Annotated in this window: 24 protein-coding genes; 9 read left to right on the forward strand and 15 right to left on the reverse strand. The window is 59.8% G+C overall.

The annotated features are described in order from the left end of the window. Window positions 1-5 precede the first annotated feature (5 nt). From nqrE to PG881_RS09490, 6 genes are all read right to left on the reverse strand, one after another. Window positions 6-602 (reverse strand): NADH:ubiquinone reductase (Na(+)-transporting) subunit E, encoded by a 597-nt coding sequence (gene nqrE, locus PG881_RS09465; protein ID WP_005303538.1) that lies wholly within the window; start codon window positions 600-602, stop codon window positions 6-8. 3 nt (window positions 603-605) lie between these two features. Further along, on the reverse strand, window positions 606-1238 hold the full coding sequence (locus PG881_RS09470) for an NADH:ubiquinone reductase (Na(+)-transporting) subunit D (protein WP_005303545.1): 633 nt from the start codon (window positions 1236-1238) through the stop codon (window positions 606-608). Continuing rightward, complete coding sequence (locus PG881_RS09475; protein WP_270799526.1) at window positions 1231-2019, reverse strand: Na(+)-translocating NADH-quinone reductase subunit C; 789 nt, start codon at window positions 2017-2019, stop codon at window positions 1231-1233. Before PG881_RS09475 ends, PG881_RS09470 begins: the two co-directional genes overlap by 8 nt. Continuing rightward, window positions 2009-3238, reverse strand: coding sequence for an NADH:ubiquinone reductase (Na(+)-transporting) subunit B (locus PG881_RS09480; RefSeq protein WP_011705062.1), 1230 nt, complete (start codon window positions 3236-3238; stop codon window positions 2009-2011). The genes PG881_RS09475 and PG881_RS09480 overlap by 11 nt, the downstream gene beginning before the upstream one ends. 3 nt (window positions 3239-3241) lie before the next feature. Continuing rightward, window positions 3242-4585 (reverse strand): Na(+)-translocating NADH-quinone reductase subunit A, encoded by a 1344-nt coding sequence (locus PG881_RS09485; RefSeq protein ID WP_011705061.1) that lies wholly within the window; start codon window positions 4583-4585, stop codon window positions 3242-3244. Between the two features lie 441 nt (window positions 4586-5026). Continuing rightward, window positions 5027-5335 (reverse strand): BolA family protein, encoded by a 309-nt coding sequence (locus PG881_RS09490; protein ID WP_011705060.1) that lies wholly within the window; start codon window positions 5333-5335, stop codon window positions 5027-5029. 206 nt (window positions 5336-5541) lie between these two features. Here PG881_RS09490 and PG881_RS09495 point away from each other — a divergent pair, with 206 nt between their 5' ends. The 6 genes from PG881_RS09495 (at window position 5542) to PG881_RS09520 (ending at window position 10737) form a co-directional block, all read left to right on the forward strand. Further along, window positions 5542-6684: a methyltransferase gene (locus tag PG881_RS09495; protein WP_270799528.1), complete on the forward strand. Its 1143-nt coding sequence runs from the start codon at window positions 5542-5544 to the stop codon at window positions 6682-6684. A 24-nt stretch (window positions 6685-6708) separates the two neighbouring features. After that, a complete protein-coding gene (locus PG881_RS09500) occupies window positions 6709-7281 on the forward strand; it encodes a YajG family lipoprotein (RefSeq protein ID WP_011705058.1) in 573 nt (190 codons plus the stop codon). A 15-nt stretch (window positions 7282-7296) separates the two neighbouring features. Next, complete coding sequence (locus PG881_RS09505) at window positions 7297-7848, forward strand: peptidylprolyl isomerase (protein WP_005303575.1); 552 nt, start codon at window positions 7297-7299, stop codon at window positions 7846-7848. A gap of 116 nt (window positions 7849-7964) precedes the next feature. Next, a complete protein-coding gene (locus PG881_RS09510) occupies window positions 7965-8294 on the forward strand; it encodes a hypothetical protein (RefSeq protein WP_017408628.1) in 330 nt (109 codons plus the stop codon). Window positions 8295-8379: 85 nt separating this feature from the next. Further along, window positions 8380-9759 (forward strand): AmpG family muropeptide MFS transporter, encoded by a 1380-nt coding sequence (locus PG881_RS09515; protein WP_270799531.1) that lies wholly within the window; start codon window positions 8380-8382, stop codon window positions 9757-9759. 156 nt (window positions 9760-9915) lie between these two features. After that, on the forward strand, window positions 9916-10737 hold the full coding sequence (locus PG881_RS09520; protein ID WP_139388997.1) for a nucleoside-specific channel-forming Tsx family protein: 822 nt from the start codon (window positions 9916-9918) through the stop codon (window positions 10735-10737). A 102-nt stretch (window positions 10738-10839) separates the two neighbouring features. Here PG881_RS09520 and PG881_RS09525 read toward each other — a convergent pair whose 3' ends face one another. After that, entirely contained in the window at window positions 10840-11322 is a 483-nt protein-coding gene (locus PG881_RS09525) for a YajQ family cyclic di-GMP-binding protein (protein WP_270799535.1), read from the reverse strand. A gap of 357 nt (window positions 11323-11679) precedes the next feature. Here PG881_RS09525 and PG881_RS09530 point away from each other — a divergent pair, with 357 nt between their 5' ends. Beyond that, complete coding sequence (locus PG881_RS09530; RefSeq protein ID WP_039214334.1) at window positions 11680-12627, forward strand: ketopantoate reductase family protein; 948 nt, start codon at window positions 11680-11682, stop codon at window positions 12625-12627. Window positions 12628-12660: 33 nt separating this feature from the next. Further along, window positions 12661-13236: a DJ-1 family glyoxalase III gene (locus tag PG881_RS09535; protein ID WP_270799539.1), complete on the forward strand. Its 576-nt coding sequence runs from the start codon at window positions 12661-12663 to the stop codon at window positions 13234-13236. A 100-nt stretch (window positions 13237-13336) separates the two neighbouring features. Here the strand turns inward: PG881_RS09535 and alsS are convergent, their stop codons facing one another. Together alsS and budA are read right to left on the reverse strand one after the other, a co-directional pair. Continuing rightward, the gene (alsS, locus tag PG881_RS09540; protein ID WP_270799541.1) at window positions 13337-15007 is read right to left on the reverse strand and encodes an acetolactate synthase AlsS; all 1671 of its coding nucleotides are present in this window, start codon (window positions 15005-15007) and stop codon (window positions 13337-13339) included. A gap of 27 nt (window positions 15008-15034) precedes the next feature. Beyond that, window positions 15035-15814 (reverse strand): acetolactate decarboxylase, encoded by a 780-nt coding sequence (gene budA / locus PG881_RS09545; protein ID WP_010634814.1) that lies wholly within the window; start codon window positions 15812-15814, stop codon window positions 15035-15037. Between the two features lie 109 nt (window positions 15815-15923). Here budA and PG881_RS09550 point away from each other — a divergent pair, with 109 nt between their 5' ends. Next, window positions 15924-16808, forward strand: coding sequence for a LysR family transcriptional regulator (locus tag PG881_RS09550; protein WP_270799543.1), 885 nt, complete (start codon window positions 15924-15926; stop codon window positions 16806-16808). 127 nt (window positions 16809-16935) lie between these two features. On the opposite strand, the gene PG881_RS09555 is transcribed toward PG881_RS09550, so the two are convergent. From PG881_RS09555 to tssI, 6 genes are all read right to left on the reverse strand, one after another. Next, entirely contained in the window at window positions 16936-17637 is a 702-nt protein-coding gene (locus tag PG881_RS09555; protein ID WP_270799545.1) for a DUF2931 family protein, read from the reverse strand. 45 nt (window positions 17638-17682) lie between these two features. Then, entirely contained in the window at window positions 17683-18387 is a 705-nt protein-coding gene (locus PG881_RS09560) for a DUF2931 family protein (RefSeq protein WP_270799547.1), read from the reverse strand. A gap of 8 nt (window positions 18388-18395) precedes the next feature. Beyond that, entirely contained in the window at window positions 18396-19100 is a 705-nt protein-coding gene (locus tag PG881_RS09565; RefSeq protein ID WP_270799549.1) for a DUF2931 family protein, read from the reverse strand. Continuing rightward, window positions 19100-21037, reverse strand: a complete 1938-nt coding sequence (locus tag PG881_RS09570) for a T6SS phospholipase effector Tle1-like catalytic domain-containing protein (RefSeq protein ID WP_270799551.1) — start codon at window positions 21035-21037, stop codon at window positions 19100-19102. The genes PG881_RS09565 and PG881_RS09570 overlap by 1 nt, the downstream gene beginning before the upstream one ends. Then, complete coding sequence (locus PG881_RS09575; RefSeq protein WP_270799553.1) at window positions 21037-21831, reverse strand: DUF4123 domain-containing protein; 795 nt, start codon at window positions 21829-21831, stop codon at window positions 21037-21039. Before PG881_RS09575 ends, PG881_RS09570 begins: the two co-directional genes overlap by 1 nt. Beyond that, window positions 21828-23135 (reverse strand): type VI secretion system tip protein TssI/VgrG (gene tssI, locus PG881_RS09580; protein ID WP_270799555.1); only part of this gene is annotated, 1308 nt, incomplete at its 5' end. The genes tssI and PG881_RS09575, both read right to left, overlap by 4 nt.

Below are 23135 nucleotides of genomic sequence, written 5' to 3' on the forward strand. Positions count from 1 at the left end.
TCCGATTACAGGGAAATACCAGAGAAGGACATGAAGCCCAGCGCCATCAGACCCGCAGTGATGAAGGTGATGCCCAGGCCACGCAGGCCTTCTGGAACATCGGAATACTTCATCTTCTCGCGGATCCCCGCCATCGCGACGATGGCAAGCATCCAGCCGGCACCCGAACCCACGCCATAGACCACGGACTCAACGAAGTTGTAGTCACGCTGCACCATGAAGGAGACGCCACCGAAGATGGCGCAGTTCACTGTGATGAGCGGCAGGAAGATACCGAGCGCGTTGTAGAGAGCCGGGAAGTACTTGTCCAGCGCCATCTCCAGGATCTGCACCAGTGCCGCAATCACCCCGATGAAGGTGATGAAGCTCAGGAAGCTTAAGTCCAGGCCGGAAACCAGGGCACCGTCCTTGAGGACGTAGTTGTAGATCAGGTTGTTGGCCGGGACGGCCACGGTCTGAACCACGATAACGGCGATCCCTAGGCCCATGGCGGTCTTGACCTTCTTGGACACCGCCAGGAAGGTACACATCCCCAGGAAGAAGGAGAGCGCCAGGTTCTCGATGAAGATCGAGCGAATCAACAGACTGATATAGTGTTCCATACCTTAATCCTTCGCCTCCACCTGCTTGGGATCCTTGGTGCGCACGCCCCAGATGATCAGACCAATGATGAAGAACGCACTCGGCGGCAGCAGCAGCAGGCCGTTGGGCACATACCAGCCACCATTGTTCACCAGCGGCAGCAGTTCGATGCCAAACCAGGTACCGGAGCCCAGGATTTCACGCACGGTGGCCACGGTCAGCAGCACGGCGCCATAACCCAGGCCGTTGCCGATACCGTCCAGGAAGGAGGGCAGCGGGGCACTCTTCATGGCATAGGCTTCGGCACGACCCATCACGATACAGTTGGTGATGATGAGGCCGACGAACACCGACAGCTGCTTGGAGATGTCGTAGGCATACGCCTTGAGCACCTGGTCAACCACGATAACCAGCGAGGCAATCACCGCCATCTGGGCGATGATCCGCACGCTGTTCGGGATCTGGTTGCGGATCAGGGAGATGAACAGGTTGGAGAAGGCGGTGACCGCGGTAACGGCCAGCGTCATCACGAACGCCGTCTTCATCTGGCTGGTAACGGCCAGCGCGGAACAGACCCCCAGCACCTGCAGTGCAATGGGGTTGTTGCCGAGCACAGGCGTCAACAGCAACTTTTTCATTTCGCTCTTGTCAGCCATTGTTGATTTCTCCTGCACGAACCTTGGCCAGGAAAGGACCGAAGCCCTCGGGACCCATCCAGAAGTCGAAGGTATGCTGTACGCCGTTACCGGTCAGGGTCGCGCCGGACAGGCCGTCGATCTCATGCTCGGAACCAGCCGGAGCATGACCCTTGATCACCCGCAGTGCCGGCATGCCATCCTGATCGAACAGCTTCTTGCCGACGAACAGTTCGCGCCAGGCCGGGTTTTCGATCTCGCCGCCCAGACCCGGGGTTTCACCGTGGTCATAGTAGGTGATGCCCTTGATGGTCTGGCCATCGGCCGCGACCGCCACGAAGGCGTACATGGTGGACCACAGACCCTGGCCGTAGATCGGCAGGATGATGTTGTCGACCTTGCCCTCGGCATCTTTCGCGAAGAACACCGGGATCAGTTTGGAGATTTGACGCAGGCCGGCCTTGTCGTCGGCCGGGGCCAGACGAATGCTCTTGGCCGGGTCTTTTGCCGCCAGCTTGGTATCGAAGTTGTCGGCATCACCGTCAACGAACTCACCGGTCGTCAAGTCAACCAGACGCGCTTCAATCTTGTCACCGTACAGCTGGGCCAGATCGCGCTTGGCCACGCTGCTGATGTCGACACCGGCGACGGACAGAATGTTGCTTTGCTTGTCCAGCGCCCGGTTTTCCAGCTGGGCCGGACGCAGTCCCACGGCGGCCACGGAGACCACGATGGAGCAGACCAGGCACAGACCGGTCACTATGGTGAGGGTGCCGACAGTAGAGTCTTTATTAAACGCCACGAGCGATCCTCCGCTTGATGTTCGCCTGCGCCACGAAATGGTCAAACAAGGGGGCAAACAGGTTGGCAAACAGAATGGCCAGCATCATGCCTTCCGGGAAGGCGGGGTTCACCACCCGGATCAGCACCACCATCACCCCGATCAGGGCGCCATACCACCACTTGCCCTTGTTGGTGAAGGCAGCGGAGACCGGATCGGTCGCCATGAAGGCCATACCAAAGGCGAAGCCGCCCAGCACCAGATGCCAGTGCCACGGCATGTTGAACATGGGGTTGGTATCGGAACCGATGACGTTGAACAGCAGGGAGGTCGCTACCATGCCGATCATCACGCCGGCGATGATGCGCCAGGAGGCGATCCGCATGTAGACGATCATGGCCGCACCGATGAGGATCATCAGGGTGGAGACTTCACCGATGGAACCGGGCAGGTTGCCAAGGAAGGCGTCCATCCAGCTGATGGTCTGGCCGGTGGCACCGTTGATCAGCGCCATCTGGCCGCCCTGGGCCCATTGGCTCAGCGCGGTGGCACCCGAGTAGCCGTCGACGGCAACCCAGACCGCATCACCGGAGATCTGGCCCGGATAGGCGAAGAACAGGAAGGCACGACCCGCCAGCGCCGGGTTCAGGAAGTTCTTGCCGGTACCACCGAACACTTCCTTGGCCAGCACCACACCGAAGGTGATACCCAGGGCAGCTTGCCACAAGGGCAGCTCGGGCGGCACGATCAGCGCGAACAGGATGGAGGTCACGAAGAAGCCTTCGTTGATCTCGTGCTTGCGCACCATGGCGAACAGCACTTCCCAGAAGCCACCGACCAGGAACACGGTCAGGTAGATGGGCAGGAAGTGGGCAGCACCGATCAGCATCTTGCTGCCGATGCCGGCGACGGCCGGATCCAGCGAAGCACCCAGCAGGGTGGCGATGGTGTATTGCCAGGTGTCGGCACCGGCAGCCGTGCCCAGATGGGCGATGGCGGCGATGGATTGGTTGCCGACGTTGTACATGCCCCAGAACATGGCCGGGAACACGGCCAGCCACACCATGATCATCATGCGCTTCAGATCGATCGCATCACGGACGTGGGCGGCATTGCGGGTCACGGAACCCGGGGTATAAAACAGGGTGTACGCCGCTTCGAACAGGGCATAGTACTTGGCGTACTTGCCACCCGGCTCGAAGTGATGTTCCATATTTTCAAGAAGTTGCTTGAAACTCATCGCTTAACCTTCCAGTTCGATCTTGGTCAGGCACTCACGCAAGACTGGGCCGTACTCGGTCTTGCCGGGGCAGACGAAGGTACAGAGCGCCAGATCTTCCTCATCCAGCTCCAGACAGCCGAGTGCTTGCGCATTATCGGTGTCGCCGGAGACCAGATCCCGCAGCAGCAGGGTCGGCAGGATGTCGAGCGGCATCACGCGCTCATAGTTGCCGATAGGCACCATGGAGCGATCACTACCGTTGGTGGTGGTAGTGAAGTTGATGAGTTTGCCCTTCATCAGGTGAGAGAGGGTGGTACGGGTGATGGAGAACTTGCTGGCGCTGGGATTGACCCAACCCAGGAACTCTTTCTCGCGACCTTCACCCAGTACGCTGACCTGATTGTGGTAGCGACCCAGGTAGTCATGTACCCCTTCGGCCTTGGCACCGCTCAGCAGGGAACCGGAGATGATGCGATTCTCGTCCGCACGCAGCTCGTTGTTGGTCAGCTGGCTGATGCAGGCACCCATGCGGGTACGCAGCAGACGCGGTTTGACCACGTTCGGGCCGGCCAGCGCGATCACCTTGTCGGTAAAGATCTGACCGGTGGTGAACAGCTTGCCGTAGGCGATCACATCCTGATAGTTGATGTGCCACTGCACCTTCTTGGCACCGACCGGGTCCAGGAAGTGGATGTGGGTACCGGGCAGACCGGCAGGGTGCGGGCCGACGAACACCTCTTCCTTGACTTGCGCCAGGGAAGCGTGCGGCAGGCTCGCCTCGCCCTTGCAGACGTAGACGGTGCCATCGGTCAGACGAGTCAGCACGGCCAGACCGTCGAGGAAAGCCTGGGCCTGTTCCTTGATGATCAGCTCCGCACTGGCAGCCAGCGGGTTGGTGTCCATGGCGGTGACGAAGATGGCGCGAGGGGTGGAACCCACGGCCGGCACCTTGCTGAACGGGCGGGTACGCAACGCGGTCCATTGGCCGGACGCGACCAGGATCTCTTGCACCTTGCTGCGCTCGAGCTTGGCCAGCTCGGCAGACGCAAAGTGCTCGAAGGTCACCTGCTCGTCGGACCCATCGATATCGATGACAACGGATTGCAGAATGCGCTTGGCACCCCGGTTGATCTCTGAAACCACACCGGTGGCGGGGGCCGTGAATTTAACGCCGGGATTCTTCTTATCTTCGAAGAGCTCCTGACCTTTAATGACGCGATCACCTACTTTGACAAACATAGTAGGACGCATCCCCACGAACTCTTCGCCGAGTGTAGCAACACGGGTGATGGCCGGGCCATCGTAGATTACTTGCTCCGGAGCACCCAGCACGGGGATGTCCAGTCCTCTTTTAATTGTAATCATACTCACTTGCACTACCGTTAAGGGAAGACAGGTTGGTTAGCGCCGAGAAATACATCACGACGAGTTGTTGAATGAGCCCGTTGATGTTGCGGGATGATGTCTAAGAAACAAACAAATCAGCAACATACAGGGTCATTCAAAAGCGCCTGAGTTTACCACTTATGGCGAGTTGCCTGCCATGCAAAATGGGGAAAATCCCCGCTCTATCACAAAATCATCGAAATTTAATCACGCGGCTTTTTTTCACGAAACCTCAGGCGCGGCTTCGAGTTAGCCATTATTACCCAAAAATGGGTAATGGTTTTTATGTTCAAAAAAGGATTAGAAATCTTGATGTCAGGGCGGGAGGTTGGCGTCCCGTTCCACAGCCAGGGACGCCACCGGAAAACGTTTATGAATTGTTAACTAGTCGCAGATTGAGTAATCAATTCGTCAATAGCCTTAGGAGAGGCCGTTTTTACTGACGCAGCTGGGGGTGGTCGGTGCCTGCTCCCGCTGTTGCCACTCCTGCTCGGTATAGGTATGCAGCGCCAATGCATGAATGGCCCCCGCCAACTCTTCGGCCAGCACTCCGTTGACCTGACGATGACGCCCCAGCAGCCGCTGTCCTTCAAACGCCTGGCTCACCACCACCACCTTGAAGTGGCTCTCGGAGCCCGGCGCCACCCGGTGCATGTAGCTTTCGTTGATCACTTCCAGATGGCTGGGGGACAAGGCGGCGGCCAGCTTGGCCTCGATCTGTTGTTGCATGGTCACGAGCAAAACTCCCAAAGTGGATGTCCGGCCATTGTAGCCAGGGTTGGCCGGATGACGAAATCGTCCAGAACGGGAAAATGACACGCTTTTCCCCCGCTGCCGTGGCGGCCGGGACTGGTGAAATTCTCCGCCCCCGCTAGAATAGCGCCACTTTGCGCCCCGTCGGCGCCCGTTACATGAATCAGCTGGACACTTCGCCTATGCAAACCCTTCTCGACACGGCCCATTGTCGCCTGACCCTGTATCGCTATCCACGCCAGCTCCAGGATCCGTTGCAGGCCTGGGACGCCGCAGACGAGTACCTGATCAACACCCTGGCCGAGGAGCCTCTCGAGCGCGACGGCCCGGTCATCATCATGAACGATGGCTTCGGCGCGCTGGCCGCCTACCTGCACGGCCATTCCCCTGTCTGCGTGACCGACTCCCATATCAGCGAGCGGGCCACCCTGGCCAACCTCGCGGAGAACGGCCTGGATCCCCATGCCATCCGCCTGCAGGATGCACTGGCCCCCCTGCCCGATGCCCCCGCACTGGTGGTGATCAAGGTCTCCAAATATCAGGCGCTGCTGGAGCAGCAACTGCTGGCCCTGCGCCAGGTGGCCACCCCCGCCACCCGCGTCATCGCCGCCGGCAAGGCCAAAGACATCCACAGCTCCACTCTGGCGCTGTTTGAAAAATACCTGGGACCGACCCGCACCTCGCTGGCCTGGAAGAAGGCCCGCCTCATTCACTGCACCCCGGCCGCTACGCCTGCTGAACGGCCCGCGCTGACCAATCCCTTTCCCACGGTCTGGCCGCTGGAGGGCACCGACATGCTCATCCACAACCACGCCAACGTGTTTTCACGTACCAGCCTGGATATCGGCGCCCGCTTCATGCTGGACAACCTGCCGATCCACAGCGCCCGCAAGGTGATCGATCTGGGTTGCGGCAACGGCGTGCTGGGGCTCTCCCTGCTGGCACGGGACGCCGAGGTGGAGGTGACCTTCATCGACGAGTCCCACATGGCGGTCGCCTCGGCCCGGCTCAACGTCGAACACAATCTGCCGGCTGTCCTGCCCCGCGCCCACTTCCTGGTCAACAACTGTCTCGACGGCGTGGCGGTCGGCTCGGTGGACCGGATCCTCTGCAACCCGCCGTTCCACCAGTTGCAGGCGATCACCGACCATATCGCCTGGCAGATGTTCAGCGATGCCCATCGGGTGTTGCCCAAGGGCGGCGAACTCTGGATAGTAGGCAACCGTCACCTGGATTATCACAACAAGCTCAAGCGCCTGTTTGCCAACGCACAAGTCGTTGCGTCGAACAGCAAATTCGTTATTTTGAAAGCCATCAAACGCTAAACAGAAAGCTAAAGGAAACCCATGATGAAAAAGTCACTCTTGCTGCTGGCCGCCCTGATGCTGGGTGGTTGTGCGACTCACTGGCCGGAGACCGCCCTGCTCAACCCGCAGGTGATCCCTTCCAATCAGCAGTACTACTCCGGCAACCGCATCACCCTGGAAGGGGTGGACAAGCGTGAAGCCGCCTACGTCTTCTCCATCAAGAAGAAAGAGAAAGCTGCCGTGCTGGTCAACAGCGAACAGCCGCTCAACAACCTGCTGGCCGAAAAGCTGGCAGAAGGGCTGCGCAGCCAGGGGCTGGAAGTGGGCAACAGCGGTACCACCAACCTGACCCTGGCCATCTCCAGTGCCGCGGTCACGGTGGAAGAGAAGACCTTCACCTATGTCACCAAGTCCCGCGTCAGCCTGCAGGTGATCGCCGATTTCCAGGGCAGCAAGCTGACCAAGCAGTTCAACATGTCCTCCAGCAAGGAAGGCCCGGGTGAGCCGAGCATGGCCGAGCTGGAATCCATCCTGAACCAGCAGCTGGGCAGCCTGCTGCAGCAGATCATGGCGGACAACGCCCTGCGCGGTTATCTCAAGGGTCAGCCGAGCTGAGCGAGGAGCGGATAGATGAAAAAACTCTGGTTACTGGCCATGCTGATCGCCCCGCTGGCGTTCGCCGGCCCCAAGGTCAGGATGGAGACCAACCACGGCAATATCGTGGTGGAACTGGCGTCCAAACAGGCGCCGCAGACGGTGAAGAACTTCCTGCGCTACGTGGCGGATGGCAGCTATGACGGCAGCATCTTCCACCGGGTGATCCAGGACTTCGTGGTGCAGGGGGGCGGCTACAACCAGCAGTTCCAGCAACTGCCGACCTTCGATCCCGTGGTCAACGAATCCAAGGGCGGCCTGCCCAACAAGCGCGGCAGCATTGCCATGGCCCGCACCCAGGCGGTCGACAGCGCCACTCGCCAGTTCTACTTCAACCTGGTCGACAACAACAACCTCAACGCCAATGCCGGCGCCGGTTATACCGTGTTTGGTCAGGTGGTGCAGGGCATGGAGGTGCTGGACAAGCTGGCCCAGGTGCAGACCGGTTACAGCCCGATCCTGCGTGCCAACGACGTTCCCACCAGCCCCATCATCCTGAAGAAAGTGGTGCTGCTGGCAGACAAATAACGCGGAGCGGATCACATTCCGCCACCCCGCGCGCTGGGTCACCGGCGCCTCTTTCTATACTCTGGCCTTGCCCCGCTGTTCAGGACTAGGCCCACATAGAGGAGAAGGAGGTTCCGGTGACCTGCAATGATTACATCGCCCAGCACGCCATCCCGCTGGCCCAGACGGTTCGTCACTTTCTGGCACGAGAGATCCCTTATCAACAGCTGGAAGATCTGAGCTGGCAACTGTTGTCCCACTGGCAGGATCTGCCCCAGGTTCCCGCCGACAAGACCCCGGCCTCCGAGCAGGAGGGGGTATTCTGGCACCTGCTGCACAGCCTGCATCAATGGGATGAACAGCAGATCATCGCCGACGTCTGGCTGCGCCTGCAGCTGATGGAGTGCGCCAATTACCTGACCACGGACGGGCCGCTGCCGCGCCACTGCATCGGTCTGCGCCCCTGAATCGCACAACGCCACCCCCGGCTTGCCTTGGCTATCCCTCTCGAACCTGACAAAATGGCGCAATTTTCCCAGAGGAGTCAGGTATTTGAACACTGTCCGTACACCGAGCTGGCGAGACTCGCTCGCCGTCTACCTTGAGACTCGGGTTCTCATCCTGTTTGCCATGGGATTTTCTTCCGGCCTGCCGCTGCTGCTGGTGTTCGGCACCCTGTCGTTCTGGCTGCGCGAAGCGGATGTCAGCCTGACCGACATCGGCTACATGAGCTGGGTGGCGCTGGCCTACGGCTTCAAGTGGCTGTGGTCACCGCTGGTGGATCGGCTGCCGCTCCCGCTGCTCTCCCGCTGGCTGGGCCGGCGCCGCAGCTGGATGCTGTTCTCCCAGTTGCTGATCGCCGCCTCGCTGGTGGGCATGGCCTTATGCGATCCCAAGACCCAGCTCGCCCAGCTGGCCCTGTTCGCCCTGTTGGTGGCATTTGCCTCTGCCACCCAGGACATCGTCATCGACGCCTATCGCATCGAGTCGGCGCCCGAGCGGCTGCAGGCAGCCATGGCAGCCTCCTACATGACCGGTTACCGGCTGGCGATGATCATGGCCGGCGCCGGCGCACTGGCGCTGGCGGCCTGGCTCGGCAGCAACAGCGGTTATGACTACAACGGCTGGCGACTCACCTATCTGCTGATGGCGGGATTGATGTCCCTCGGCGTCATCACCACCCTCTGTTGTCATGAACCGGTGATCGACCTTGCCAGCCAGAATGAGCAGCAGGCGGCCCACAAGACCTTGTTGCTTGCTCGTGGCTGGCCCGCTTCGCTCGCCGGGCTCGGCGCCTGGAGCCACGAAGCCATCTGGTGTCCGTTTGCCGACTTCTTCCGCCGTTACGGCGGCTCGGCCCTGCTGATCCTCGGGCTCATCGCCTGTTATCGCATCTCGGACGTGGTGATGGGGGTGATGTCCAACAGCTTCTACGTGGACATGCAGTTCAGCAAGACCGAGGTGGCCACCATCACCAAGGTGTACGGGGTCATCATGACCCTGGTGGGGGCCGCATTGGGCGGGGTGCTGGTGATGCGCTTTGGCACCCTGCGCATTCTGTTCCTCGGCGCCCTGCTCACCGCCAGCACCAATCTGCTGTTCGCCCTGCTCAACGAGGTGGGCCACAACCTGGAGCTGCTGACCCTGATCATCTCGCTGGACAACCTCAGCGCCGGCATTGCCACGGCCGCCTTCGTGACCTATCTGTCGAGCCTGACCAACGTGGCCTTCTCCGCCACCCAGTACGCCCTGTTCAGCTCGGTGATGCTGCTGCTGCCCAAGCTGCTGGCGGGTTTTTCCGGCCGTTTCGTCGAACAGTTCGGCTACAGCAGCTTCTTCATCAGCACCAGCCTGCTCGGTATTCCGGTGCTGATCCTGATCGTGCTGGTTGCCAAACGAGGAAGATCCTTGCTATCGCAATCGGATAAATAGCAAGCGTTTGCGTAAAATTGGGGGTGATTAGATTCACACTTCCGAATAAAGTTCCCCAGTGCTGGTTTCTCCGATGAATTTATTTGGCTAGAATCCCTTCCGCTCCTTGTGGGCAGGCTACGGAAAACCTCAACTAACGCACAAGAGACCAATAAAATGGCCAAATTTACCAAGACTCTGATCGCTGCCGGTCTGCTGGCTGCCGCCGCTACCCCGGCCTTCGCTGCTGACTACAGCGGTGACATCCACAAGAATGACTACAAGTGGATGCAGTTCAACGTCATGCACACCATCGACCAACGTCCGACTTTCACCGAAGATGGTAACTACAACGATACCTATCTAGAAATGGAGTTTGGTGGTCGTTCTGGTTTGTTTGATCTCTATGGTTATGTTGACGTCTTCGATATTTTCAACTCTCGTCACAGCGATAAGCATGACAAGGGTAATATTTTTATGAAGTTCGCCCCGCGTCTCTCTCTGGATGCGCTGACTGGTAAAGATCTCTCCTTCGGTCCAGTGCAAGAGCTCTACATCGCGTCCCTGAACAACGTTGATGACTCCATGATGGAGAACATGATCGGTCTGGGTGCTGATGTGCAAGTGCCTTGGTTCGGTAAAGTGGGCATGAACCTGTATGCTCGCCATGCAACCGAAAGTGGTTTCGCTGCTGAAGATGGTGACTGGAACGGTTATCAGTTCTCCATGAACTGGTTCAAACCTTTCTACACCTTCTCCAACGGTAGCTTCATATCTTACCAAGGTTATCTGGACTATCTGTTTGACCGTGATACCCATGGTGATGATTTCTATTCATCCAATGGACTGGGTACTTTCCACGGTATCTACTGGCATTCTGACCGCTACGCCGTTGGTTACGGTCTTAAATACTTCAACGAAATCTACGGCCTCAACAACAGTGACCTGACCAAATCCACCGGTTTCGGCCACTACTTCTCCGTTACCTACAAGTTCTAATCGAACGGGTATCAGGAATACAAAAAACCGGAGCAGCTGCTCCGGTTTTTTTATGGCTTGCTGCCGGCAACAGGGGAGAGCCGTGCCCTCCCCCAGCCATCATCAGTCGCGGAAATTCTGGAACTGCATTGGCTGACCCAGCTCGGCGCCGCGCACTAGGGCCATGGTCTCCTGCAGATCATCGCGCTTCTTGCCGGTGACGCGCACTTCGTCACCCTGAATGGCGGCCTGTACCTTGATCTTGGAATCCTTGATCAGCTTCACCAGCTTCTTGGCGATCTCTTTGTCGATCCCCTGCTTGAACTTCACGGTCAGGTGGAAGCGCTTGCCGGAGTGAACGCTGTCACCCACGTCCATGGAGCTGTTCTCGATGTTGCGCTTGAGCAGGACAGCGCGCAGGATCTCGACCATCTGCTTGAGCTGGAAATCGGCATCGGCCTCCAGCTTGACCTCTTCCTTGTTCAATTCGAAGCTGGCTTCGACACCACGAAAATCGAAACGGGTCGCCAGTTCACGATTGGCGTTGTCGACGGCGTTCAACACCTCGTTCATTTTGACTTCAGAGACAATATCGAATGACGGCATAGTGGGCTCCTCATGTTGCGCTATAAGGGGGCAAATCTACCAGAATTACGGCAAATTTGCTGATTTCGATGGGGCTGCTCTGCTAGAATCCCCTGCGCACAGGAATGGCGAGACCCGTTAGAACCTGTTCAACATCTGCCGCGAGAGGTCATCCACAAGGTAAGGCGCTGCGCAGGAACCGGCATGTATATGAATATGTGAGCTACCGGTTGCCTATAAGCAAGTCTCATACAAGCCTTGATCACGACCTCGCAGCAAGATCATGAACTCGTTTCTGGTGTCCGCCAGGCGACATCTTCACTTATCCCCGGCAGGCGGTTGACTGGAATGCAGCCCCTACCTTGATTGAGTCTCTCCATGCCAAGCGGATCACGCGATTACAACCTGACACAAAGTCGACACACCTCCTCCCCCCAATGGACACTGCTGGGCTGCGGCGCCCTGGGCGGCGTCTTCGCCTCCCTGTTGACTCAAAGCGGCCAGGCCACTCGCGTCTTGCTGCGCGAGCGCCACCGCTCCACCCTGCATCCCGGCATCGACTTCACCTCGCTGGAGGGCCACACCCAGCTCATCAACATCGAGCGCGGTTTCATCAGCCAGCCCGGCCAAGTCAAACGGCTGCTGGTGATGACCAAGGCTGGCCAGGTCATCGAGGCGCTGACGCCGCTGGTGGGCCAGCTGGCGACCGACGTGCCCATCGTGCTGCTGCACAACGGCATGGGGATCGCCGAGCAGGTGGTCACCCTGTTCCCGCACAATCCGGTCATCGCCGGCGTCACCAGCCATGGCGCCATGCAGAGCGGCCACTTCGTGTTCCGCCACACCGGCAAGGGCGAAACCTGGCTCGGCCCGGTCAACGAGGCAGCCAGAGCCCACGCCGCCCTGGCGGACGATCTGGCGGCCGCCCTCGGTCAGGCCGGCTGGGATGAACAGATCCAGGCGCGCCAGTGGCAGAAGCTGGCGGTCAACTGCGCCATCAACCCGCTCACCGCGCTCTACAAGCTCAAGAATGGCGAGCTGGCCGGCCCGCGCTTTGCCGATGCCCTGCAGCAGATCTGCGTGGAAGTGGCGGACGTGATGCAGGCCGAAGGCCAGCCCACCGGCAGCGACGAACTGCTGCGCCGGGTCATGACGGTGGTGGAGCTCACCGCCGACAATTACTCTTCCATGTATCAGGACATGGAACAGGGGCGCGAGACCGAGATCGAGGCCATCACCGGCTTCCTGCTGGCCCGGGCTGCCAGCCACGGCATCGCGGTGCCGGTCAATCAGGGTCTCTATCAGGCCATCAAAGAGAAGCAGTGAGCCCGGCGGGCTCGCCAACGCAAGGAGCAAAGGATGAGCGTACTGGTACTGGTGGCCCCCGGGTCGGAAGAGATCGAGACGGTCGCCATCGTCGATACCCTGGTGCGCGGGGACATCGAGGTGGTACTCGCCTCCTGCTGTCCGGCCGGGCAGCGCCAGATCCGCGCCTCCCGTGGCGTGCAGCTGGTGGCGGATTGCCACCTCGACGAGCTGACTGACCAGGTGTTCGAGGGCATCGTCGTGCCGGGCGGCCTGCCCGGCAGCGAGGTTATCCGCGATACGCCGCGCGCCATCGCCCTGCTCAAGGCGCAGGCGGCAGCGCAGCGCTGGCGGGCAGCCATCTGCGCCGCCCCCGCCGTGGTGCTGCAGCACCATGATCTGCTGGGGGATGCCAGCGCCACCTGCCATCCCGCTTTTCAGGCCCGCCTGCCCGTGGCTCAGCTCAGCACGGCGCGAGTGGTGACCGATCAGGCCCATCACCTCATCACCAGCCAGGGGCCAGGCACCGCCATCGAGTTTGCCCTCGAACTGGCGCGGGTGCTGCGCGGTGACGAAGCCGCCCGTGCGGTGGCCGGCCCCATGGTGTTGCCTCCCTCGCTCATGCCCTGAGTAAATTGTCCTCTCGCAATGACAGAGCACCCCTTGCCGATTGGCAAGGGGTGCTCTGCTTTGAGGCGGACTGCAAGCTGTCAGCCGGTTCAGATCCGGCTCAACTGAGCATTTCGGGCCTGAGCTGCTCCATCAGCAGGTGGTTGTCGCTGTAATCCACCGGAATGGCCACCACCGCCGGCCCGCTCACCGCCATGGCGGCGCGCAAGGTTGCTCGCAGATCCTCGGCGCAGGTGACGGCAAACCCGGCTGCCCCGAACGACTCGGCATAGGCCTTGAAGTTGATGGGGCCGAAACTCACTCCGGAGCTGCGGCAGTACTTTTTCTCCTCCTGCATCGCCACCATGTTGTAGCCGTTATCGACCCAGATGATGTGCACTATGTTGGACTTGAGCCGCACCGCGGTCTCCAGCTCCATGCTCGACTGCATGAAGCTGCCGTCACCGGACACCGAGATGATCTTCTCTCCCGGGCGCACCATGGCGGCTCCGATGGCCCAGGGCAGCGCCACCCCCATGGTCTGCTGGCCGTTGGAGATGAGCACCTGGCGGGCCCGGAAACTGTACAGATAACGGGCAATCCAGATGTGGAAGCTGCCCATGTCCACGCACAGGGTCATGTCCTGCCCGATGATGTCCTGCAGCTCCTTGACGATGCGCAGCGGATGGATGGGGGTACCCCCCAGCCGACCGGCATGCTCGGCGAGCTGATGGCGCTGGGCGCGGATCTCGCCGAGCAACGCGGTAATGGCCGGATCCCGCGCCAGCGGCTGATGCAGCATCCGGGTCAGCCGTGCCAGATTGGCGCTGATGGAGCCCACCAGCTCCACCGCCGGGCAGTAGCTGCTGTCGATTTCCGCCGGCAGCGCATCGATGTGCAGCAGCTGGCGCTCACCGGTACCGTTCCACAGCACGGGGTCGTATTCGATGGGGCTGTAGCCGATGCAGACCACCAGATCCGCATCCTGCAACAGCTTGTCCCCCGGCTGGTTGTTGAACAACCCCACCCGCCCGGCAAAGTCGTCGAAATGGTGGGTATCCACCACCCCGGCCGCCTGATAGGTGCCCGTCACCGGCAATCGGCTCTTGTCGAGGAAGGCGCGCACCGCCAGGGAGTTCTCCGGCCGGCTGGCCAGCAGACCGAGCAGCACCACCGGCTTGCGAGCATGGGCCAGCAGGCTCAGCGCCCGATCGATACCGCGCTCGTCGGCCGCCCCCGGCTCGGGAATAGCGCTCGGCACCAGGATGGCGCCGTCGGTCGGCTCGTTGATGATGTCCATCGGCAGGCTGACAAAGGCCGCCCCGGGCCGCCCCAGTTCGGCGCTGCGAAAGGCGTTGGCCATCACCTCGGAGAGGGCGGATCCTGTGCCCACCTGGGCGCTGAACTTGGTGACCGGCCGGCACAGGCTGACGGTATCCAGGCTCTGGTGGGTCAGCTTGAGGCCGTCGGCCCGCCGCACGGCACCGCCCAGCGCCACCATGGCATCCCCTTCCGAGGTGGCGGTGGCAAGACCCGTGATGAGGTTGGCGCAGCCCGGCCCCGAGGTCACCAGCGCCACCCCGGCCTTGCCGGTGAGCCGGCCGACCGCGGCGGCCATGAAGGCGGCATTCGCTTCGTGGCGCACCACTATGGTTTCGATGGGGGAGTCTTCCAGCGCATCGAATACCCTGTCTATCTTGGCCCCGGGAATGCCGAATACCTGCTTGACCCCTTGCGCCTCCAGATGGCGCACCACCAGTTCGGCCCCACAGGCCCAGTGTTGATTTTCCATGATGTCACTCCTTGTTAAGCGAAGGGCTCAGCCTTCGGCGGCGCGGATGGCGCGGTCCAGATCGGCGGGATTGAGGTCGGCCTGCTGAAAGGCCGGATTGCGGGGCAGCTCGATGTTGAGGTGTTGCACCACCGACAGCTGCAATTGGCCGTGGCCCATGGCGTAGTCGAGGATGTGGCCGCCGCCCCGGCGATCCTCGGTGATGAAGTGCTCGTGATAGCCGGCCACGTTGATCCCCTGCACGAAGGGCGGGCAACGAAAGCCGACCAGGGTGCCGCGGCGCTGGCTGAACGAGAACAGCGGCTGGGCCTCGATGGCCTCCAGCATGGGCTTGTAGGGGGGATGCTGGCAGGGAACGGTGCGCACCTGCGCCTGCTCGAACAGGCCGTCGAGCCGAAAGGCGACGAAGACGTTGTCGGTGCCCACCAACCGATCCACCCACTGGTGGATCTCCTCGCGGCTCAGGGGGTGATCGAAGCGGCGCTGCAGGCAGGGGCGAAAGTGGGTCATCACCGCAAACGGGGTCTTCTGCTCGGCGCGGGCCGGACGGGCCGAGCCGTCAGCCTTGAGCTGGTGGATCTGGCGCTCGAAGGCAATCAGCTCGCCGTCGAGCCGGTTGAAGGTCCCGAGGCCGAAGTCACCGTGGCGCAGCAGGTCGGCCATGGTGGTCTCCCCCTCGTAAACCCCCGCCAGCAGGGCGCTCATCAGGGAGCTCTGGTAGACCTCGCCGCCCCCCTGGCGAGCCTGCCAGCGGGCAAACTGCTGGCTTATCTCGATGGCGCAGTCACATGACGAATTGGTTTCCATTTGGACTTCACCTCCAATCCTGTTAGGTTGGCAAATCAGGATTCAATAGTGACCAAGATCACAGTTTGATACCAATATCCAAACCCATCAGCTTCGAGACGTACCAGATATGGAATTCCGTTACCTGCGCTACCTGGTGGCCGTGGCAGACAAACAGAGCTTTACCCGCGCCGCCGAGGCGTTGGGCATGGCCCAGCCGCCGCTCAGCCAGCAGATCCGCAAATTCGAACAGGAGGTGGGAACGCCGCTGTTTCACCGGCTGACCCGCAGCGTGGAGCTGACCGAGGCGGGGCTGAGCCTCTATCAGGATGCCAAGGGGATACTGGCGCAGACCGAGCAGGCCATGCAGAAGGCCAGGCGCATCGCTCGCGGCCAGCTGGGCTCGCTGCGCCTCGGCTTTGCCGGCTCCACCGTGCTGCACCCGAGCGTGCTGCAACTCATCCACGACTTTCGTCAAGCCTGGCCGGAGGTCAGCCTACACCCCATCGAGAACAGCATGCCCAACCTGGTGCGCGATCTGGTGAGCGAGGAGCTGGATGCCGCCATTCTGCGCCTGCCCTGCAGCAGCAGCTCGGCGCTGGCCCACCACCTGATCGACGAGGAGGAGATGCTGATCGCCCTGCCCCCACACCATCCGCTGGCCGGCAGTGGTGCCATCCCCATCGAGACGCTGGCGCAGGATCCCTTCATCCTGTTCCCTCGCGAGCTCGGGCCCGGGCTGCACGACGCCATCACCCAGCGCTGCCAGCGGGCCGGCTTCAGCCCCCGCCTCGGCAGTCAAAGCCCGCAGGTGATCTCCACCGTCGGCATGGTGCAGGCCGGCTTCGGGGTCGCCATCATCCCGCGCTCGGTCAGCGAGCTGCACCCCCATGGCGTCAGCTATCACCCCATCGCCACCGAGCCGCTCACCACCCGCATCAGCCTCGCCACCCGCCGCCATCCCCGCCAGAAAAGCCTGCAACATCTGATTGGGCTGATCCCTGGCCATCATTGAAAGACAAACAAAAACCCCCATCGGCATAAGCTGATGGGGGTTTTGGCACCGTATTATATCGCTAACAAATATTGGCCTGCTGAGTAATTCAACTCACCTTTATCGCCGGTTGAGATGAAACGAGTGGCTATTCAGACACAGGATTCACATCGGTGACGGGTTGGGTAGCACGGTAGGCATCCATGATGGGAGCCCAATCCATCCCGCTAGGAACTGGGTATTGCTTAAATAACGCGCCATATTTCTTGTCGAAATCATCCATATCATATTGGCGCGCTATCGGTACTCTCTGGTCATACCAATCATCGATCACTACTTCGGCAATACCACGAGCAAGCAGAATATCTGGCTTAACATTTAGCCTATCTCCCTTAAGTAACACCTCAAAATAGCCGCCTGGCGCTAGGCCCAAATAGAGCCAGCTACGCCGGTCATAACGACCCTCAACAGAGTAGACTTGACGCATCTGCTGCTCCAGATTGGCAGGTAAGTCCACCTTTATGCGGTAGCGCTTGCGATCATGGAAGGAAACCATCTCAATCACCGCTTTATCGGGGATGGGAACACCGTCGGTAGGCAGACCACTACCGCCCGCCCAATAGTAACGTTGCGCCTTGATTCGATCGGCAAGTAGACCTCCAGCTCCGCCACCAGCCAAACGGTCGGCATAAACTTGCTTCCCTCCAAGATAGAACTCTGTCTTGGTGTTCTTAGTAAGATCTATATTGCTGCCTGTACCATAATCCCAAGCAAATTTAAGCAGAGATTGGGGGGCCGCACAGGTCATCAATGACAGACAGAACCCCAACAATGCGACGATATATTTCATCTCTGTGTTGGTACATCCTGCTCTAGATGGGAGAGATCCATGGTATTACCTTACTGGGTCGGTATCCGTCTTGGGTTGCGCGGCACGATAGGCATCCATGATGGGAGCCCAAGCCAGACCACTGGGAACTGGGTATTGTTGATAGGTTTGGTTGTACTTTGCATCAAAGTCAGCCCAACGATTCTCAAATTGGCTGGAAAGGGGAAAACGTTGAGCATAGGGATCATCCGTCACCTCTTTTGCGATCCCTCGGGCTAGCAAGATATCGGGGGTAACACGAGGGTCTCTCAAAAACGCCTCGACATAGCCCCCGGTTGCCATGCCCAACCCAATATTATCGCGGCGCTCTTCGCGCCACTCCTTTCCTACTTTTACCCGGTAACGCTGCGCTATCATCCTTTCCAACTGCGCGGCGGGTAAGTCAAGGCTGATGCTATAGCGTTTCTTGTCGTGATACGACACCCATTCCACCTCAACCCGATCGGGAGCTGGGTGAATATCACGGCGGCCCTTGCCTATGCTCCAGCGATAATCTTTCCCTTTGAGAGATTGGTCGCTAACTGACCTGATAGCCCCATTGGTTGAGGCATCCACCAACTCGCCCTGACGATAAAAGTGCACCTCTGCCACCCAGATCTGATCAGCATTGGTGCCCACCATATGCCCCCAATCCAAGTCGTGGGGGGCTGAGGGGGCGGCCTGGCAGGCGGTGACTAACGGCAACAGCAGTAATAAGAGAACACTGCGCATGGAGCTCATCATTGGATCGGGTCAGTATCTGTTTTGGGCTGCGCTGCACGGTAAGCGTCCATGATCGGGGCCCAGGCCATACCACTGGGAACTGGGTATTGTTGATAGGTTTGGTTGTACTTTGCATCAAAGTCAGCCCAACGATTCTCAAATTGGCTGGAAAGGGGAAAACGTTGATCATAGGGATCATCCGTCACCTCTTTTGCTATCCCTCGGGCCAGCAGAATATCGGGGGTGACTCTGACGTCGGTCAAAAACGCCTCGACATAGCCCCCGGTTGCCATACCCAATCCAATATTATCGCGGCGCTCTTCGCGCCACTCCTTGCCTACTTTTACCCGGTAACGCTGCGCTATCATCCTTTCCAACTGCGCGGCGGGTAAGTCAAGGCTGATGCGATAGCGTTTCTTGTCGTGATATGACACCCATTCCACCTCAACCCGGTCAGGGGCGGGATGAATATCACGGCGGCCAGCCGTGATCAGCCAGCGATAATCTTTTTCACGCAGCGATTCATTATCCACTCGGCTGGCAGCGCCATTGGTTGAGGCATCGACCAGCTCGCCCTGACGATAAAAGTGCACCTCCGTCACCCAGATCTGATCCGCATTAGAGCCCACCATATGTCGCCAATCGAGATCGTGGGGCGCGGAGGGGGCGGCCTGGCAGGCGCTGACAAACGGTAACAGCAGCAACAACAATATCCTGCGCATTAATAACCTCCCTTCTGATTGTCTGTGACTCGGCGTACCTCTTGGTCGCCAACCCGATTGGGCTTATTGACCATCCCGGTATCTGCGCTGTAGTGCAAATAACCGAGCCGCAGTGCGTGATACTCCTGCGGCGAGAGGGTGCGAGTCAAATCAATCACCTCGCCGCGCCGTTTGGCTGCATCAACCCAGCGTGCATCGAGCACAGCCAGCTTTAAGGTGGGGTGTGAAAGGGCGCTGTCCATCTTCAGCCCCCTATCTGTCGGATCCCATTTCTCGAACGGCACACCGGCATCCCGTGCTGCTTCTACCATCATATGGAGCGGAATGCGTGAATACTCCCCCTCCACCACCCGGTGCAGCACCACATCGACCTTCACTTCTTGCTCTGACGCATCTTTGCTCACGGTTCCTGGTCGTTGGGGGCGCACATTGAGGTAGCCCGATACCGTTGTGTTGTTATAGGAGGAGAGCAGCTCAACGCCCTTCGCCCACCCCTGCGCTGCGCGCATTTTAGCATAGGCGGTTGCCTGGCTATACGCATGTGAATCTCTTTCCTTGCTGTAGCGCGATTCGGTTGACTTGAAGGTGGCGATCACCTTGGTTTCGTTGATGACGGGGGACGCGTAGTTGGGATCACGTAGACTCCAACGGCTGTAATAACCACCGCCAATATCGGAGTGAGCACCGGGGATGATCACCTCGGTAAAGGTGGCGGGCAGCTCGCTGGCCATATTTTTAATCCGGGTCAAGTCAAAGTGATAGCGCCACTCATCGGCGGCGATAATATGCACCACCCGCTCGGCGCAGTCAGGGGCCAGCGTCACACTGCGTTTGCCCCACAGATAGGAGCTGATCACGGTATCAAACAGCCCGACAAACTGGATACGCACATCATCGCGACTGGCCCAGTCAAAGCCCGCTTTTAGGCGGATATCTGTGTAACCGGCCATCGCCTCCACCAGTGGGTGGTCACCCTTCTGGTCGATGCGGTTGACAAACTGGCGGGCGGCTGAGGCCCCCCGGCTAAAACCAAACACATCGAACTCGACCTTATGAATGCACTCGATGGTGGGCAGTATCCGTTCAAGCTGTTCTTTTATCTCTGCCACGATCTGGGTGCGGCACGCCTGTTCAACCCGCGAGGTGCTGGAGGTCTCGCCCTTATCGGCCCCCGCCCCAGCCTTGGTGTCATCCTGCCCTTTGGCTGTGCCGATACCTTCAACATAAACCTTGACAAAGAAAGAGCTCTTACTTGGTGGAAGATAGAGGTCATGCGCCTTGCCAATATTGGTGACGTCGTTTTTCTCGCTGTTATTGAGACCACCCGGCAGCGTTCCCTCAAAGCATTGCTCCAGTAACGCCGCCTGCTCTTGCGGGCTGCACTTGGCCAGTGCCGCCTCCAGTGCATTTTTCCCCTTTTCATGATTGAAGGTGTTGTTGGAGGTGCCATCAAAAAACACCCCGATGCGCAGGGTGGTGAGCTGATATCCCTTCACCTCAATCACGTAGGAGTGCTTGGTGATAAAGCGCGGCGGCTGGGCCTGCCCGGCTTTGTGTCCTTCCGGTAGCGGCTGTTCTGGGTCAGTGAGGCAGAGGTCGCCGGTGGTCACTTTGACATGCTCGCGCTTCACGTCACAGTGCCCCCAAAACTTCTCGGTGTAGGCGGGAACCTGACTGGCCTCGCCCTTTTTGAGGGCTTCACGGGATTGGGCTGCTTTAAGCCAGGGTTGGGTCTCCAGCTTGACGGTCACCGGCCCCACCGCAAAGCCTTGTACCAGGGTTGGACCATCTTTCAGGGTCACGGTTTTGCTGGTGCCACTGGCATCGGTCAAGGTGGCTTTTTGCCCCTTGAACGAGCGGTTCTGTTCATCTCGAACGTCTATCTCAATCCAGCAGTTGTTCTTCTCACAGGGGATGCAGTAGGGAGAAATCGCCATTAGCTGGCTCCTATCAATTCAGGGTGTTTTTTCAGCCAGTTATTCACCTGAGCCATTTCGTCGTCGGCCAGCATCAACGGCGCTCTGATGGCATCCAGCGCCATGCTTGCCTGTAGCGTGAGAGCGCCAGCTACCACGCCATCCAGGACGTCGCCTGTCAGCACAGCTTGATTGGCCTGCTTGAGGACGGTGGTAATGGCGGCTTCCGGATTGGGATGACGCGCCATCATCTCCTCCATCCGTTGCCAGAAGTGGCGAGAGAGGATGTAGGCGTGACGGTTTTCGTCATAGAGCGGCGTCAGGTGGTGAGGCTGAATGCGAAACCAGGGGGCTTGGCGGGGAGTAAATTCGGTATCCGGCGTGCGCTGCCAGACACTGTCGTTGGCCCACAGGCTTGAGCAGGGCCCCAGAACATCATCGAGTTCCTGCTGATTCATGGTGCCCAGCATCTTGGGAAAGACCCGATTATCGGCATAGCGCAGCCACATCACTTCCCCTTCGAAGGCTACCTCTATCAGGCTTTGCCAGTGCTGCTGGACAACGTCGACAGAGGCATCGCTCGCGACATATACGCCGCCCAGTTGCGGGTGAGCAGCCATAAACTCGGGAGCAGGGTCGGGTAGTAGCCAGGGGCCTTGTTCGGCTTGGTCCGCAAACGCCGTACCGGCAAACAAGGGGATGGCATTGCTACCGTCCTGGTTGCAGTAGTCCGCCACGGCGGTGGTATCGAGCGCAGCATCGACGATAGCAAACAGTGGGCCGGGATGTTGGCTACGCCACTCTTGAAAGGTCATGCCTTACCTCCCTGGGCAAAGGGGCAGGGCTTCACCAACGGTGCCATGGACTCCATGCTCTTGTGAATGGCCGGGGCTGGTAATGTTGCTGGTGGTGGTGTTGGCACCTCGACATTGCCTGGCTGGATGGGGGCCTTGCCACCCCAGCCAGAACCAGAACCCGGGCTGCCGCCGGAGTTCATCTTGATGGAGCCGCCACTGAGGGTAACGCCGCCGGCATCCAGCTTCACAAAGCTGCCGCCCACCTTGAGGGTCAGCTCGGCACCGGCCTCCATCACGATTTTCATGCCCGCCTTGTGGTGCAACTCACTCCCCGCCTCCACCAGCAGGGACTGTCCCAGCTTCTGATGCAGGCTGGCATCCACCGTCAGCGAGTAGTCGGCTTTTATCTGGTCGCGTTTCTCACCCTCCACCGTCAGGTGGTCGTTGGCCTTGATGCGGGTCACCCGCTCGTTGTCGATATCGGTGTGCTGGTCGTGCTTGATGTGCCAAGCAGCATCGTTCTCGATAAGCACGTTCAGGTCTTTCTGACCGTGGATGTAAATCTCTTCCTGCCCCGCCTGGTCTTCAAAGCGCAGCTCGTTGAAACCCTCCCCTTGGTGGGTTTCGGTGCGCAACACGGTGCGGGTCTTGTTGGCCGGCAGCTCGTACGGCGGCCGGTTGGTGGCATGATAGGTGCGACCGGTCACGATGGGCTGGTCGGGGTCCCCTTCCAGGAACGAGACAATGACCTCGTGGCCGATGCGCGGGATGGCCATCATGCCGTACTGACCGCCGGCCCAGCCTTGCGAGACCCGCACCCAGCAGGAGCTCTGGTCGTTGGAGCTGCCGTAGCGGTCCCACGGGAACTGCAGCTTCACCCGGCCGTGTTCGTCGCAGTAAATCTCCTCACCGTCGGGGCCCACCACCATGGCGATTTGCGGGCCATCCACCATGGGCTTGTGAGGGGCTTCCGGGCTGCCGATGCTCACCCGCCAGGTGGTGCTGGCTTTCACCACACCGAATTCGTTGTGGTAGACGGTGGGGCCGCTGCCGCCTTCCTCTTCCAGCGCCTGCGGCTGCAAGCCGGTGTGCTGGATGCGCACAATTTGCCAGTCAGTGTTGAAGCTACCGTTCGGGTGTTCAGTGAGTGAAAATGTCTGGCCCGGCAGCAAGGCGGCGCAGTTGGACTTGGCCTGGCCCGCCACTGCATCATTGCGCAGCGCATTCAGTCGATGTTGGACAAACGCCTTGCCGCTCGGGTCCTGCTTGTAGCGACCCGGATAGTCGAAGTGCTGGTAGGTGTCGCGCTGGTGCTCGAGCTC

Source organism: Aeromonas sp. QDB54, assembly GCF_027707385.1.
Taxonomy (GTDB): Bacteria; Pseudomonadota; Gammaproteobacteria; order Enterobacterales; family Aeromonadaceae; genus Aeromonas; species Aeromonas hydrophila.

Coding starts and splice junctions, on each gene's coding strand:
- nqrE (WP_005303538.1), bottom strand. CDS start 602: ATGGAACACTATATCAGTCTGTTGATTCGCTCGATCTTCATCGAGAAC.
- PG881_RS09470 (WP_005303545.1), bottom strand. CDS start 1,238: ATGGCTGACAAGAGCGAAATGAAAAAGTTGCTGTTGACGCCTGTGCTC.
- PG881_RS09480 (WP_011705062.1), bottom strand. CDS start 3,238: ATGAGTTTCAAGCAACTTCTTGAAAATATGGAACATCACTTCGAGCCG.
- PG881_RS09485 (WP_011705061.1), bottom strand. CDS start 4,585: ATGATTACAATTAAAAGAGGACTGGACATCCCCGTGCTGGGTGCTCCG.
- PG881_RS09490 (WP_011705060.1), bottom strand. CDS start 5,335: ATGCAACAACAGATCGAGGCCAAGCTGGCCGCCGCCTTGTCCCCCAGC.
- PG881_RS09495 (WP_270799528.1), top strand. CDS start 5,542: ATGCAAACCCTTCTCGACACGGCCCATTGTCGCCTGACCCTGTATCGC.
- PG881_RS09500 (WP_011705058.1), top strand. CDS start 6,709: ATGAAAAAGTCACTCTTGCTGCTGGCCGCCCTGATGCTGGGTGGTTGT.
- PG881_RS09505 (WP_005303575.1), top strand. CDS start 7,297: ATGAAAAAACTCTGGTTACTGGCCATGCTGATCGCCCCGCTGGCGTTC.
- PG881_RS09520 (WP_139388997.1), top strand. CDS start 9,916: ATGGCCAAATTTACCAAGACTCTGATCGCTGCCGGTCTGCTGGCTGCC.
- PG881_RS09525 (WP_270799535.1), bottom strand. CDS start 11,322: ATGCCGTCATTCGATATTGTCTCTGAAGTCAAAATGAACGAGGTGTTG.
- PG881_RS09530 (WP_039214334.1), top strand. CDS start 11,680: ATGCCAAGCGGATCACGCGATTACAACCTGACACAAAGTCGACACACC.
- PG881_RS09535 (WP_270799539.1), top strand. CDS start 12,661: ATGAGCGTACTGGTACTGGTGGCCCCCGGGTCGGAAGAGATCGAGACG.
- alsS (WP_270799541.1), bottom strand. CDS start 15,007: ATGGAAAATCAACACTGGGCCTGTGGGGCCGAACTGGTGGTGCGCCAT.
- budA (WP_010634814.1), bottom strand. CDS start 15,814: ATGGAAACCAATTCGTCATGTGACTGCGCCATCGAGATAAGCCAGCAG.
- PG881_RS09550 (WP_270799543.1), top strand. CDS start 15,924: ATGGAATTCCGTTACCTGCGCTACCTGGTGGCCGTGGCAGACAAACAG.
- PG881_RS09555 (WP_270799545.1), bottom strand. CDS start 17,637: ATGAAATATATCGTCGCATTGTTGGGGTTCTGTCTGTCATTGATGACC.
- PG881_RS09560 (WP_270799547.1), bottom strand. CDS start 18,387: ATGCGCAGTGTTCTCTTATTACTGCTGTTGCCGTTAGTCACCGCCTGC.
- PG881_RS09565 (WP_270799549.1), bottom strand. CDS start 19,100: ATGCGCAGGATATTGTTGTTGCTGCTGTTACCGTTTGTCAGCGCCTGC.
- PG881_RS09570 (WP_270799551.1), bottom strand. CDS start 21,037: ATGGCGATTTCTCCCTACTGCATCCCCTGTGAGAAGAACAACTGCTGG.
- PG881_RS09575 (WP_270799553.1), bottom strand. CDS start 21,831: ATGACCTTTCAAGAGTGGCGTAGCCAACATCCCGGCCCACTGTTTGCT.